Below are 15,053 nucleotides of genomic sequence, written 5' to 3' on the forward strand. Positions count from 1 at the left end.
TCGCAGCGCACGGCGCTATGATGCGGCCGATGTGCAGCGAGCCGCGGCACGGATGACGACAAGATCAAGAAGGAGCGCCAATGACATCCCCCTCTCCGCTCGCCCTCCCCATCGACCAGCAGGCATTCTGGAACGGCGAAGCCGGCCGGCAATGGACCGACTTCCAGGACACGCTCGACATCACCTTCGCGCCCGTCCTGCAGCACACGCTCGCGCGCGCCGCGGTGCGGCCGGGCGAGCGGGTGATCGATGTCGGCTGCGGCTGCGGCGCGTCCTCGGTCGTGCTGGCCGACCAGGTCGGCCCGACGGGCGAGGTGCTCGGCATCGACATCTCCCAGGAGATGCTGACGCGGGCCCGCGCGCGCATGCCTGCCGGCGCGCCGCTGACCTATCTGCAGGCGGATGCCGCAACGCATCGGTTTCCCGCCGGCCATTTCGACCTGCTGGCGTCGCGCTTCGGCGTGATGTTCTTCGATGATCCCATCGCCGCGTTCAGCAATCTCGCCGCGGCGCTGCGCCCGGGCGGCCGCGTCGCCTTCGCCTGCTGGCGCCAGCCACGCGACAATCCCTACTTCATGCTGGCGCTGCAGCAGGCCTACAAGCACGTGCCGAAGCTGCCGGAGATGAAGCCGGACGATCCCGGCCCGTTCGCATTCGCGGCACAGGCGCGCGTCGAGCGCATCCTGACCGCAGCGGGCTTCACCTCCATCGCGCTGGAGCCGTTCGATACGTCCCTCGACATGGCCGGCGGGCGCGGCCTCGACCATGCCGTCACGGTGGCGCTGTCGATCGGCCCCGCGGCGCGCGCGCTGGAAGGCCAGCCGCCGGAGAAGACCGCGGCCACCGCACAGTCGATGCGCGAGGCGTTCGCGGCCTTCCAGCACGGCGACAACGTCAAGCTGCCGGCGGCGGTCTGGATCGTCACCGCGGTCAAGCCGGGCTGATCCATTGCTGCTGGTTGCGCGAAGCACCGCGCGACCAACGGCTCGCTCGATCCTCATGGCGAGGAGCGCGGCAAGACCGCGCGTCTCGAACCATGAGGCCAATGAGCTGCGACAAACGGGCCTCATCCTTCGCGACGCCCGCCATGCGGGCTCCTCAAGAAGAGGGGGAAGGCTGGCGTCGGCGGCCCAATTTCGCGAACCAGGCCCGCAGCGAACTAGCGCGCGGCGAGGTTCTTGCGCTCCTCCGGCGTCAGCTTGTTCTGCTCTTCGTCGGTAAGCGCGCCCGCGCCGACATACTGCACCGACCCCTGCGGATCATAGCTCTGCTGATCGGAGCGCTTGCGGCGCGTGCCGGTGTCCTCGCCCGCGCCGTCGCCGCCGCCATAGCCCAGCACCTCGACCATGATGATCGACGGCTGGCCGTTGCCCGATTGCGGCGGCGGTGCCGCCTGCTGGGTCGCGGCGCTGGTGTTGTTGGCCGCCGTCAGCGCGCCGGTCGGCGGGCCTTGCACGGTGGGAATGCCGGAGGCGGTGCCCTTGACGTCGATGTTCGCGGCATTGATGACCTGCAGCGCCGCGAGGTTGAGGTTGCCCGACACGCGGATGCCGGCTTCGCCCGCATCGATGGTGCCGAGCGGCGCCACCAGATCGACGTTGCCCGGCGGCACGCCGGCCAAAAGCTTCAGCGTGGCGATGCCGGCGCCGCTCGCCGGCGCTGTCAGCGATACCGAAACGTTGCCATAGTTGTCGTAGATCCGCTGCGGCGGCGTGTAGAGGGTCGAGGTCTTGGCGCCACGGCCGGCGTTGATGTCGCCCTGCGCCGACCAGGCGAGGATGTTGCCGCCGAACATCGTCATGATGCGGCTCTGGCCGAGCAGGATGCTGCCGAGCGAATAGATGTCGATGTCGCTGTTGGCGGCGGCCGTGACGAGGCCGGCGTCCGCGCCGGGCGACAGGCCTTCAGTGCCGAGGATCACCTTGCCGCCGGGCGCCAGCAGCTGCACGCTGCCGCCCTTGTCCGTGTGCACGGAGCCGGAGACGATGGTCTTTCCCAGGCTGTCCAGCGTGCTGTACATGGTGATGTTGCCGGCAAAGTTCGTCGGCTGGCCGCCGACGCCAGCGGTGGGGAACAACGCCGCGATCGCCTCGCGCCCCCGCAGATAACTGAGGTGGCGCGGTCCGTTTTCGTCGTTGTACTCGCGCGCGCCGGCGGTCAGTTCGGCGTAGTACACCTGACGCAGGAAGATCCGCTGCTGGTCGCCGGGCAACGACCGGAAGTAGGCAAGCGCCCCCGTCTTGTCACCACTGTAGCCGAAACGCGACTGCAGCCAGTGGTAGAGATCCTGGTCGTAGGTCCTGGCGACCTTGCCCGGCTGCGCCGCGAGCGAGCTATTGCCGGCGAGATTGGCCGGATCGAGGTAGAGACTGGCAAAACCATCCCAGTTCACCTGACCGACGCCGGGCGCGCCGGTGCCGACACCGGCTTGCAGCACGACGCCGGCGCCCGGCGTCTTGTCGCCGCCGATGAGCGAGCCGATGCTCTCGACGCCCGCGCGCGAGCCCTGCAGGATGTCCTTGCCTGCGGTCAGTTCGAGCGTCCCCGGCCCGGCAATCTGCAGGCCGGCCACACTCGTCCCGGTATCGAGATTGTTGACGCCGGCATAGATCAGGCTGCCGCTCGCGGCGATCACCGATACATCCGTCGCCGCCTGGTGCATGATCATGCCCTTGAGGTTGACGATGTCGCCCGAAGCAAGAATCTGGACCGGCTTCGTCGCGCGGTAGTAGCTGGTGACCCCGGTGGCCTGCGACCCGACGACGTAGACCTCGCCGTAGTCGAGGTTCAGGATGTCGCCGCCCATCGCATAGATACGAGAGATCACGCCTGCGCTCGCCGCGCTGGTGTCGGTCACGGTATTGGGACCGAATGCGAACAGCGGCATGCTGCCACCGTCCGTGGCGAGATTGACGCCCTGCATCCCATCCGGAATGGGGCTGGCGAGGCTCCATATGTTGGTCGCGGATACGTTCGAGAGGTTGTAGTTGCTGGCCGAGAACCGCAGCCAGGCCGGATTGGCCGGCGTCGCCATGCTGAAAAGCGACGTCGACAGCGGACCGAACGACGCGACCGCGTTGGGGGCCTCGACCACCATGCCTGCCGCCAGCAATGTGAGCTGGCCCTGCGGTGACGGCATCATGAAGCTGACGCCACCTGTCGCCGGAGCCAGATAGATGTTGCCGCGCGCCGCAGTCGCGTCCAGGATGGCCGGCAGCACGGTGGTGCTCATCCCATTTCCCTGATTCGGCGACAGCGGCGTCAGGTCGCCACCAGCGGCGAACAGGTCCACCGCCGTGCGGTCCGTCCACAGCGTGAACCAGGTCGAGCCCTGCTGTCCGCCCGCGTCGGTGTTCTGACGCTGGGAGGAGCGGCCGGCGTCGTCGATGGTGTCCATGACGAGACTGCCGCGCGTGCGCACGGCGACCGTCCCGTCGCCGGGCACGAAGACGCCGCCCGCCACGGGAGGGCCGCCAATCCTCACGGCGATGCCATAGGGCACCAGCGGATTGAGCAGGCGCGGGTCATTGTAGCCATCGTAGCCGAAATTCGTCGCCACGGACGTGCCGAAATTGCCGGCCAGCACCGTGGTGTCGCCGCGCAGGTCGATGAACGCATTGCCGCCGATGCCGATGTTGCGCCCCGCCGTCACGCTCAACGTGCCGCCGCCGGTCACCATCGGCACGCCATTGGCGACCCGCCCCGTGCTGCCGACGGCTGCGACGATGCCGGCATTGGCGCCGCCGATGTCCCGGCCGGCGATCAGCGTGACGTTGCCGCCCCCGAGCGTGCCGATGCCGGAGAAAGCTGCAAAGCCCAGCTTGGGCGCGCCGCCGTTCGACGGAATGTCGGCGACATAGCTGCCGAAATTGATACCCCAGGCGGTTCCCTGGCCAAGCGCATCGCCGCCCTGGCGCCACAGCCAGTTGCCAGGCGCGGCCCCGCCAGGCACGAGTGCTCCGGCGATATCGCCCTGCGCCATCACCAGCACATCACCGCCGCCATCGCTGTAGTGGAGGCGCTGCAGGTCGAGCGTCGCACTATACGCCGCGTTGGCCGAGCCGAGCACGGTGCCGTCGACCAGGTGTCCGCGCGGCGCCTCATAGGCCGGATCGACCGCGATGGCGCTGCCGGCGGTGTAGACACCAAACGGCGAGGCCTGCTGATAATTGCCCCCGGCGAGAATCTCGAGACTGCCGGTGCCGGTACGCACCACGCTGACGCCGGGACGCGGCGTGCCGGTGCCGGAGATCGTCACCAAGAACGGGTCGTTCAGCACCACGTTGCCAACACCGGCCAGGCTCGAAGCAGCCTGCAAGGCGCGGGTATCCGCGCCAGCGAGGTCGGCGCCGCCGACTATTCTCATCGACCACGACTGCGTGCCCGGCGCCAGCAGCGGCGCGGTCGCCCATACCTGACGGTCGCCCGGGCCGGTGAGGTTGACGTTGCCCATGCCGGCGGGGAGCACCGTGCCGACCGGGATCGGCGTGTCCTTCGTGAACGTGTACCCGAAGAAGACGCGCAGGCTGGTGTTTGCAGGCAGGGTCACCGACTTAATGTAGAACGGCTTCGCCGTAGAGTTCATCGGCTGGCTGAAATAAGTGCCCTGGGCTATTTTGGTGCCGGCGGGCCATACCTCATTTGGCGGGATCTTCGATCCGCTGGCGTGCAGCACGCTACCGTCAGATCTGTAGATCGTCCCGGTCACCACCCGGGGCGGGTTGTTCGGCGGGGCCGTGAACGGACCGCTCAGGGTAACATCCACCGGAATCGGCGCGGCGGCGGTCGGACTCATGCCGATCCTGGCTCCGTCCGGCAGGGTCAGCGACATGTTGATTTTGGCACTGTAGGGGATCGACGCCCCTGCTGCGAGAACCGCATGGTTGGCCACCACATTGTAGCTGCTCGACAACACGCCCGACACCAGCACCGTCAGTGCATCGGGCGAGGCCGGCGGCGTGGCGAAGCCGTCGTTGATGCTGCCCTTGATATCGAGATCGCCGCCCGCGCGCAGCACCAGCGCGCCGGCCTCGCCGGCACCGAACGTCGGCGAGGTGCGATCGCGGTTCGCATGCGGGCCATAGCGGAAACCCGCGAGATCGAGATCGCCGGAGGTCGACAGCGTGCCGCTGGCACGGATCTCGACGCCGGGCCGCAGATGGAACGCGCCGTTGCCGCGGCCGTCCGTCACCTGCATGAGCCCGCCGAGGCTGGCCTGAAGCGACGCATTGAACTGCCCCGCCGCGACATTGCCATCATAGGCGGCGCTGATGAAGGCCAGGTTCTGGGTGTCGATCTGGTTGAGGCCGATCTGGTCCGTCGGCGATACCGGTGCCGTCCCACCATTGTCCTGCACAATGGTGCCGTTGGCGCCCGCCGGCTGATAGGTCCAGTAGGCATTGAGCGCGACGCTCTGCGCGCCACGGATATTGAGTGTCTGGCCCGCCTGGATATTGATGGTGCCGCTGGTCTCGCCGGTGCGCGGGACGTTGAGCACGACCTGCCCATAGCTGACGGAATTGTTCGGATCTGTCACGCGAACGTCGATGGTCGAGCCATTGTCGAGCTTCAATGTGCCCTGACTGGTGGTCAATTCCACCGTCGCGCGATTGGAAGCCACGATCGGCTGGCCATAACTGTCGACCTGCAGTTGTGTGCCATGGGCATCGAGCACACCCGACGCAGCCAGCTCCAATGTGTCGCGCGCCGACAGGCGGATGCTGCCCGGCGTGACGCCGCTGGCATTGATGGTGCCGTTGACGGTCAGGCTGCCGCCATCCACCGCGATGGTCACCGCATGAGCCACCACCTCATTGCCGACGACGAGATCGCCCTGCTTGAGGTCGAAGCTGCGCGACTTCAGGAAGCCCGCCGCCGTGAGCCTGCGGTTGAGCGCGGCGAAATCGCCGAGATTTTGCGCCGCGACGGTGACGCTGCCGCCGAGATAGCCGCCGCTGGCGACGCCGCGGAGCGTGCCGTTCAGCGCGACGACACCCTGTCCCGCACCGGTGGCGGCGGCCGTGATCGAGCCGGCGTCGTTGTTGGCGGCGGAAACGTCGATGACCGAGGCCGCGCTCTGGACGATGTTGCCCGCCGCGCTGGTCATCGCCAGGTCGCCGCCCCAGCTGTACTTGGTGACGTCGTTGAAGGCGATGCTGCGGCCGGCGAGATCGACATGCGCGCGATCGCCGAGCGTCACGTCATGGGTGGCCGCGAGCGTCAGCTTGCCGCTCGGCAGCGCCACGGCCGTGTCCAGCACCACGCTGTCACCCGACAGCGCGATGGTGCCGCCGAGGTCGTTGACACCCGCCGTCGCCGCGCCTGCCGCGCCCGCTGACGCCGCCACCTGGACCGCACCACCGGCCTTGTAGCTGATCGACGCGCCGCTTGCTGCGGTGAGCAGCGGCGTCGTCAGCACGAGATTGCCGCCGGTCAGCGCCCCGCCCGCGCCCTGCGACTGGCCGACCGAGAGTGTGCCGGTGCTGTTGGCCGTGATCTGCGTCGTGGCGTTGAAGGTCACGATCGAGAACCCGAGCGCGATGCGGTCGAGGGTGGCGCCATCCGTCGGCCGGCTGTTGGCGTCGTAGCCGAACAGGATCCGGTTGGCGTAGATCGCTAGCTGCCCGACGCCGGTGCCGGCGCCGCCCGGCAGCACCGCGCCAGGCGCCTTACTGCCGTAGGGAGCGCCATTCAGACCCAGGCCGCCGTTGCCGGTGCGGATGCCGTTCCAGACGAAAGTGTCGGCGCGGATCGAGGCGACGTCGCCGGCGCCGCCGAGACCATAGATCGCCGGCGTGTTCAGCACGAGTTGCAGGGGATGTCCGCTCTGGGCAGAGGCATCGAGCGACACGCTACCGAAAATGCTCAGTGCATTTCCCGCCGTGAGCGTCAGTTGCTCCAGTATGGGCGCGCCCGGCGTCGTGGACGGACGCAACAATGTATTGAGCGCCTCCTGGCTCAGCGTCCAGCCCGGCTGCAGCACGCCGGCGGCCTGGGCGGCCGCGAGCGAATTGGCATCGCCGATGTTGATCTGGCTCTGCGACACCGTGAGATAGCGCGCGCCGAAGTTGACATTGTTCATCGTGAGCGTGCCGGGCGCCGCCAGCACGACGCTGCCATCGGTGAGCAGCGAGGCCCCGCCTGCGATCGAGATCGAGGCATTGCCGACCACCGGCAGGAAATTGAGCCAACCGTTGGCCACCGCGAGGACCGCAGGCCCGGAGGTCACCGTCGCTTCGCTGGTCACGTTGCCGTAGAGATAGCCGAGCCGCGAGTCGGCAACCGTACCAACTGCGCCGCGCGTATCGATGACGGCGCTGCCCGAGACGTTGACGCTGTTGCCGATGGCATAGACCTGCGCCGCTCGGAGCACCGCGCCATCGAGGATGTTGACCACGCCGGAGCCGGTGAACGCGACGCGGTTGCCTGTGCCGTTGCCGACATCGACATAGTAGTTCGCGCCACCACCGATGAACAGCGCGCCGGCATTGAACGCGTCGAGATCCGCCGCAGCCACCGTGGTGTGCCCCGCGACCGGCGTTGCACCTGCCCCGACAATGTCGAGAATGACGTTCGGCGCCGACGACGTCACCATCAGGCTGCCCGAGATGCCGTCGCGGGCGGCGCCGAACAGCGCCGTGCCGGCGAAGCTCAGGGCCGGACCGTTGCCGCTGCCGAGATCGAGCTGCAGCACCTTGCCGTCCCCGGGCAGGCGCAGCCGCACCTGGCTGAGCAGCGCGGCCTGGCTGCGGGCGAAGTCGCTGTAGCTCGTCTCGTTGTACTGCGAATAGCGCCGCACCGTCGCGCCGGAGGTCAGCAGCAGCTGGGTCGGCAGCGCATTGCGGATGCCAGTGTTGGCGATGCCAAGAATGCCGGTCGTGACATACGATCCGTTGGGAAGACCGATGGTGCCGATCGGCGCCGTCGTGGTGCTGCCGACCTCGACGCGGAAAGCCCCCGGCAGCAGCGCGTAGCTCGACGGCAGCATGGTGTAGGTGCCCGCCGCAAGACCAGGCACGCCATTGCCGATGGTCACCTGCTGGCCGATCGCCGGATCGCCTGCGCCATTAGTGGCGATCGAAGGCGCATAGGCCGAGGCGTAGCCCGGCAGCAGCGCATAGACCTTGTTGCCCGCAGCAGAGTAGCCGTTGGCCGGATTGGCGTTGATGAGCGCGGTCTTCAGCACGTCGACGGAGCCGCCACGGCCGGGGACGAAGCCGGAACCGGTGAGACTGCCGCCGCCCGAGAGGTCAAGTACCGATCCCGCCTCGCCCACCAGCGAGGTCGCGGTGATCTTGACGCCTGTCGGCAGAAGGTAATTGTAGCCGTCGTTCACCAGCACCGAGCTGATATCGGACAGCGTGCCATCGGCGCCTTGATACGTGATGCCGTCGGTGGTGCCCCCGAACGGAATGACGAGACCATTGGCGCTTGCCGAGGTGATGCTGCCGGCGCGCAGGATGACCTGCGCACCGGAGGGCGCCTGCAAACTGCCCCCGGGCTGCGTGTTGAAAGCAACGATACCGAGCGGCGCTCGTACAATGCCGCCCTGATCGATGGCCGACGCGAACAGCGACAGCTTGCCGAACACTGCTGCCGGCATCGCCGGCACCGCGCGGTTGCCGCGGATCGTCAGCGTCGCGGCAGGGTCGAAAAAGGGCGCGCCCCAGGTGCCATACTGGTCATACCCGGGCATCATCCCGGCCCTGAGCAACGCGTTGGCGCCGCTCAAGGGATAGAGTTGCGCGGCCTGGATGGTGAGGTTACCGCCGGTGATGATGTCGGTCGTGCCGAAGCGGATGTCACCACTGCTCTGCAGCACGAGATCGCGGAAGCCCAACGCATCAAGAACATGAGACGGCCCGTTGCCACTCCCTTCGGTGGCGTGAAGGCCGCTGAACTGCAGCCGGCCGTAGAAGTCGATCAGGTTCGCGGCCACCGCGAGGTGACTGTTGGTTCGAACCCAGCCGACCTGGCCGACGTTGTTGATGCTTGGACTGTAGCCGCCGTCTTGTGCTTGAGATTCGGTGAAACCATCAAAGCGGACATAGGGCGCGGCCAGCGTCACGTTGATATTCGGTGTCGCAGCGGCCACCGCAAACATGCCCCCCGAGAAAGCGAGGCTGCGCGGCAATGCGAGGCTCACGTCGCCCTGGAACGCGAACAGGTCGGAAGAGCGCAGCGTCAGCGAGCCGAAGCCGCCCGCCGCCACCTGATCGGCACTGATCACCGCGGTGCCGAACTGCAGCGCCGGATCGGTGGCACCGGGCGTCAGCGTGTCGGCGAGCCCGCTCGGCTGGCGGTGCTGCACGATGGTGACGATGCGGGCCTTCTGCAGCGCGTCGGGGACGACGCCGATGCCGTCCGGCGCCTTCGGGCCCGCGGGACCGGTCGTGTAGGCGCGGCTGACGAGATCGAGGCTGAGGCTGCCGCCGGACGCCCCGGCGCCGCCCGCCGCGGCGCGGATGTCGCCATCGAGGTACATGCCGCTGTTGGACGCAAGCGTGATCGCACCACCGTTGCTCGCCACCAGCGTCGGCTGCGACGGCATGCGTGGCGACTGCCCGGCGGCGAGATCGATCCACGCCGAGGTGCCGGAGGCATCGACCACAGCCCCTGGGCGGATGACGATGAACGCGTCCGTCGCCTGATCGCTCACGGCGGTGCCGCCGATGACGATATTGCCGCCGTCCTTCACGACGCCGAAATTGCGACCCTGCGCATCCTGCGCCACCTGCGCGTAGCCGGACGCATCGAGCACTGCGTCTGCGCCGATCCAGATCGAGCGCGTCAGGTTGAAAGTGCCGTTGCCGCCGGCGACTTGCGCCCGTCCCGCGAAGTCGATCAGGCTGTTGAGGGTGATCTGGCCGCCACGCGCGGTGATACGGCCATCGAGGGTGGTCTGGCCGTTGGCCAGAATCGTGATCGCGCTGCCGGGATCGACGGTGATCGATGCGCCCGCCTGCAGGGTGAAGTCCGACAGGCTCGCCAGCGTCAGGCTGGCGCCGGGGCGCTGGATCAGGCGGGCATGGAGCACATCTGCAATAAATTGCGGCTGGACGACGAGATCGGCGGCCGCCGCCGGGGCACTGCCGCTCGGCAGCAGGACGCTGGCGCTGTTGAAGCGGTAGGTCGGAACAACCGCCGCAACCTAGGTGCCGGCGGCAATAACGACGCTCCGTCCGGTGACGCCGTACTGGGTGAAGCCGGAGGAGAACAGCACGGGATCGATCCCCAGCGTGCCGCTCGACGGCGCGATGCCGCTGCCGATCACGACCTGCTGCCCTGCCGCAAGCGTCAGGCTGCCGCCGCCGTTGAAGCCGTAGGCGCGCAAGCTGCCGTCGAGCACCAGCGGCGCAGTGCGGTCGATCGCGAAATAGTCGGCGGCGCCGAGATGGGAGTAGTCGTTGGTGATGAGGCTGACACTGCCGCCGCTACCGCCCTGGAGCTGGCCGTTGATCAACACGCCGCCCCCGGACGAGACATCGACGAGGCTGCCCTTCGTCAGCGCAATGCTGCCAGTGGTGGAGACGCTGAGGCTGCCGCCGTTGATGAAAGCCAGATCGCCCGTATCGGTCGGATCACTCGCCGTGTTGCTCCACAGCCCGCGCAGGTCGATGGTCACCCCGCCCGCGACCGCCACGGAGGGCACACCGGCGCCATTGGTCAGCGCCCACCATTGCGTCGCCTGGCCGACGCCCAGCACGCCGTGCATCAGATTGCCGAGCGTGACGTTACCGCCGCGCGCAGTGACGTCGGCGTTGAGGGCGATCGACGGCGCAGCGAAGGTGATCTGGCCGCCTGGGGTCAACGACAGCGCCTGGTCGACCGTGATGCTGGTCCCGGTGGCGATGTTGAGACCGCCGAGCTTGTTGTTGATCGGCTGAACATCGAACCAGGCGGTGTTCTGGCGCTGCGCCGGCAGCGCATCGGTCGCGTTGAATCCGCTCGTGATCGGCGTCACGGTCCCGAACCTGACGTCGGTGCCGTAGGCCCCGATCAGCCCGAAGCCACCATACTGCCCCAGCGCCAGCGTGCCGGCGAGCGGCGCGGTGCCCTGCGTCAGCTTGTAGCCGTCGGTCATGCCCGCCGGACGCGCATTGACCTGACGCGTGCCCTTGATCACGTCGGCGACGATCTGTCCCTCGAAGACCGCTGTCGGCGCCGAGATGATCAGGCGGCCGGCATCGCGGCCAACCGTGTAGCCGCCCTGCCAGGCGCTGCCGCCGAAGCCAAGGGGACTTGCATAGATCTCCGTCAGCGCCGGATCGAGCTTGCCGCCCTGGTTGTGCTGGACCACGAAGCCGGTCACCACCGCCGTGTAATTGAGGTTCGACGGCGCGCTGTTGACATTGTAGATGCGCCCATCGCTGCCGAGCACGTAGCTCTGCGGTATGAAGCCGCCCTGGTAGGTGACCGAGCCGCCGGAGATATTGAAGGTCGAGCCCTGCTGCGTCACCACCTCGGGCGCGGCGAGCGCGATGGTGCCGCCGACCGCACTCCATTCGCCGATGGTGTGCGGCGTGTTGCTGACATAGCCGGACACCTCCAACAGCCCGCCGGACGTGTAGTAGCGGTCGCTGGCATAACCGCCGGTGCCGGCCGGCACCAGTGTGAGGCTGCGCGCATCGATCCAGACATTCTGGCTGAACAGCCCGCCATTGTCGCGGTTCTGCGGCGAGTCGCGCAGTTCGTTGCCCTGGATGTTGACCTTGATGGAGTTGGCGCTCATCGGCAGCACGACGCCCTGCACGCCGGAGACGTCGACGGTGGCGCCATTCTCGGTGAACACGCGCTTGCCGGCCGAGACCGCGATCTGGCCGCCTTGCGCCATCGTCTGCGAGCCGCTGCGGACATTGACAAGGCCGCCGCTCACGATTTCGATCCGCGACTGGTCCTGTCGATCGGCGAGGATGGAGAGGTCGTCGAACTGACCGGTGGCGAGCGCGTTGGCGCCCGAGCCTGCGATCAGGGTATCGCGCCGCGAATTCAACGCGGTGTCCGTCGACCTCAGCTCGGGCAGGACCAGCGTGAGGCTGTTGGCGGTCAGCGTGATGCTGCCGCTCGGGTCGCTGGCCGAGTTCAGCAGATGGATGGTGCCGCGCTGGTTGACCGAGGTGGAGCTCAGCAGCGCGCCGTCCTGGACGACCGTGCGGCCAGCGAGCGTGATGTCGCCCTGCTGCGCGAACATCAGGCCGGTGTTGGTGACGGCTCCGCTCGCACTGCCGGCATAGATCACCGGCGCGACTTCGTTGCCGTTCGTGGTCGAGTACTGGTTGGCGTTGGTACCGTAGCCCGGCCGCAGGATGAAGTCGTCGCCGGCGGCGAGCAGCGCCTGACCCTTGGGGGTGGTGATCGCGCCCGCATTGCTGATGCTGGAGCCGAGCAGCGCGACGAACCCGCCGCCCGATGTCGCGTCGACCGGCGGGTTGGTGGTGATCAGTGCGCCCTTTTCGACGACGATCTGGCCGCCCGCTCCCGTGAAGCTCGGCAGATACGCGCTGCCGCTCTGCACCGAATAGATGCCGCGGGCCTGGAACTGCTGATCGGTGATGTTTGCAGTGGAAGCGATCAGCGAGCCGACATTGATCTGGCTGGCGCCGCCGAAAATGATGCCGTTCTGGTTGATGATCAGAACCCGTCCCGGTGCGGCGATCTGCCCGAGAATCTGGCTCGGGCCGGCATTGCCGATGACGCGGTTGAGTGCGGTCGCCGTCGACGAGGGCTGATTGAAATTGACCGTGGTCTGGGCGCCGACGTTGAAGCTCTGCCAGCTCAGGATCGCCTGCTGCGCCGTCTGGTTGATGGTGACGAGCGTGCCGTTGCCGCCCGCGCTCTGCACCGGCGCAGAGGCGCCGCTCCACGTGCCGCTGGGGGCGACCTGCAGGCCGCCGGCGCCAAGACCATTGGGCACGGTGATCTGCGGCAATGTCGCGGAGCGCTGCGCCGCCGCGGCGGCGGCGCGCGCCGCGGCCTGGGCGCCCTGCATCGCCTGGATCGCCTCGATCGAACGGCGCATCGCGCTCTGGCTCTGCTGGGCGGCGGCCGCCGCCTGTTGCGCGGCCATCGCCGCAGCATCCATCGTGTAGGTGGTGGCCGGCACACCGACGCCGCCGCCGAGCTGCGCCGCGCTCACCGGGTGATGCACGCCCGCCAGCAGCGCCAGAAGGCTCGTTCCCGCCAGCAGAGTGGCGCGGCGCAGGGAGGCGGAGGACAGACGGTGGTGGCGGGACATCACGAACTCTCTCGATCGGCGAAAGGCCCGGCACAGCCATAGCTGCTCCAGGCGCCGGGCATGTCCCGACCGTCTATGGACGCCCCACCCCCGACCGAGAGGAAATGAAATCGTGGATTCTTTTTTGCGGTGAATGTCGTCAAACTGTCGCACAGACGGTCACAGAGAGCTTCAGGTCAGCACCACAATGCCGCCGCCGAGCGGCGTGACGCGAACGCCGAACGCCTCGCGGAACTGGGTCAGCACCGCATCGAGCCGCGCCAGCTTGAAGCGCGCGGTGATGCGGCGGTCGCCGAGCGCGGTGTTCATCAGCACGATCCGGCCCGGACGATAGCGGTTGACCTCCTCGATCACCCGCGCCAGCGGCTCGTCCTGGAAGATCAGGAGACCGTCGCGCCAGCCGGCGGCGATCTCGGGATTGACCGCGGCGATCTGGCTGAGGTTGCTGCCGGCATAGACGATCTGCTGGCCAGGCCCGACCATGGCGCGATGCCCCGCGCAGACAACCTCGACCTCGCCTGCAAGGCCGGTGACGCGCACCTGCGCGCCATCGCAGCGCACGGTGAACTGGGCGTCGCTCGCCGAGATGCGGCCCGATGCGGCGCGCACCACCACCGGATGCGTGGACGCCGACACCGCCGCCTCGCCGCTGATCAGTTCGACGCTGTCGGCGCCGCGGATGTTCAGGCTGGTGCGGGTGTTCAGCTCGATCGAGGCCGCGTCAGTCACCGCGACACGGCGCTGCTCCCCCGTGCCGGTGTGATAGTCGGCGGCGAGCGCATCGAGCGAGGGCCACAGCTCGAGCGGCGGCTTCACCACGGCGACACCGACGACCGCGGCCGCCGACGCGGCAAGCGCCCCGCCGAGGAATGCACGGCGGCCGAAAATGGCACGCGCCGGCCGACGCACCATCGGCGACGCCGCCTCTGCCGGCGCCACCGCCCGCAGCGGCGCCTCGAGCTGTCTCCACAGCCGGCACGCCTGTGCATAGGCCTGCGCATGCGCGGCGCTGCGCCCGCGCCACGCCGCAAGCGCCTGCAGGTCCGCGGTCGTGACCTCGCCGGTCGCCAGGTGCACCACCCAGTCCTTGGCCTCGCGGCGCAGGTCGTCGGCCGACGCAGCGCCATGCGCCGTCATCCCCGACAATCCCTGCTGGTCGTTCATGGTCATCACCGGCGCCATCTCATGCGTCCCCGTCCTCACTGGACGGGCTGGCGGCGCGCCGCGGATCGGAAGGCCGATCCACAGCTGCCTCTCCTATAGACGTTTCAGCGGCCCCGGACAGGAAGCCCTCTGTCGCATTTTCTTCAAGGAGGGCTTCGCAATGGTCAAGTGCGCGGCGCAGCTCGATCCGCACCATGCGCGGCGAGATGCCATAGCGCGCGGCGATCTCCTGCTGCGGCTGGCCTTCCAGCCGCGCCGCGATCAGGATGTCGCGGGTGCGCGGCGGCAGCGACGCGATCGCCTGGCGCAGCATGTCCAGCTCCTGCCGCGCCTCGGCCTCGCGGGCCGGCCCCGGCGCTGGATCGGCCACCTCAAGCGCGGCGGACACATCGGCGCGGCGCGCGCGGCGGCTCTCCGCGCGGCGGTGGTCGGTCGCCGCATTGACCGCCATGCGCATCACATAGCCGGTGGGGCTGTCGACCATTCCGGCGTCGTTCGGCCGGTGCAGCCGCAGCCAGGTCTCGTTGAGGCTTTCGCGGGCGAGCTCCTCGGAGCCGAGGCGGCGCGTCAGCCGCGCCTTCAGCTCGTCGTAGCGCTCGCTGATGAGGTCACGCAGCGCCGCCCAGCTCGTTGGTCCCATCGGAGTGACTGCGTT

The 15,053-nt window shown here is 68.4% G+C and carries 5 protein-coding genes; 1 reads left to right on the forward strand and 4 read right to left on the reverse strand.

Going from position 1 to position 15,053, the window contains the following annotated elements; all coding sequences use genetic code 11:
- The first annotated feature begins 80 nt into the window (after window positions 1-80).
- A complete protein-coding gene (locus AB4Z37_RS08545) occupies window positions 81-944 on the forward strand; it encodes a class I SAM-dependent methyltransferase (protein ID WP_441516279.1) in 864 nt (287 codons plus the stop codon).
- Window positions 945-1,159: 215 nt separating this feature from the next.
- Here the strand turns inward: AB4Z37_RS08545 and AB4Z37_RS08550 are convergent, their stop codons facing one another.
- From AB4Z37_RS08550 to AB4Z37_RS08565, 4 genes are all read right to left on the reverse strand, one after another.
- Window positions 1,160-10,036 (reverse strand): filamentous haemagglutinin family protein, encoded by an 8,877-nt coding sequence (locus tag AB4Z37_RS08550; RefSeq protein WP_441516280.1) that lies wholly within the window; start codon window positions 10,034-10,036, stop codon window positions 1,160-1,162.
- A gap of 114 nt (window positions 10,037-10,150) precedes the next feature.
- A complete protein-coding gene (locus AB4Z37_RS08555) occupies window positions 10,151-13,234 on the reverse strand; it encodes a two-partner secretion domain-containing protein (protein ID WP_441516281.1) in 3,084 nt (1,027 codons plus the stop codon).
- Window positions 13,235-13,405: 171 nt separating this feature from the next.
- The gene (locus AB4Z37_RS08560) at window positions 13,406-14,416 is read right to left on the reverse strand and encodes a FecR family protein (RefSeq protein ID WP_441516282.1); all 1,011 of its coding nucleotides are present in this window, start codon (window positions 14,414-14,416) and stop codon (window positions 13,406-13,408) included.
- Window position 14,417: 1 nt separating this feature from the next.
- Window positions 14,418-15,038, reverse strand: coding sequence for an RNA polymerase sigma factor (locus AB4Z37_RS08565; RefSeq protein WP_441516283.1), 621 nt, complete (start codon window positions 15,036-15,038; stop codon window positions 14,418-14,420).
- Window positions 15,039-15,053 lie beyond the last annotated feature (15 nt).

Source organism: Bradyrhizobium sp. 2TAF24 (assembly GCF_052115025.1).
Classification (GTDB): domain Bacteria; phylum Pseudomonadota; class Alphaproteobacteria; order Rhizobiales; family Xanthobacteraceae; genus Bradyrhizobium_A.

Bases quoted from the DNA above. Each gene is read 5' to 3' on its own strand.
- AB4Z37_RS08565 (WP_441516283.1), bottom strand. From the start codon at position 15,038: ATGGGACCAACGAGCTGGGCGGCGCTGCGTGACCTCATCAGCGAGCGC.
- AB4Z37_RS08545 (WP_441516279.1), top strand. From the start codon at position 81: ATGACATCCCCCTCTCCGCTCGCCCTCCCCATCGACCAGCAGGCATTC.
- AB4Z37_RS08560 (WP_441516282.1), bottom strand. From the start codon at position 14,416: ATGGCGCCGGTGATGACCATGAACGACCAGCAGGGATTGTCGGGGATG.
- AB4Z37_RS08555 (WP_441516281.1), bottom strand. From the start codon at position 13,234: ATGTCCCGCCACCACCGTCTGTCCTCCGCCTCCCTGCGCCGCGCCACT.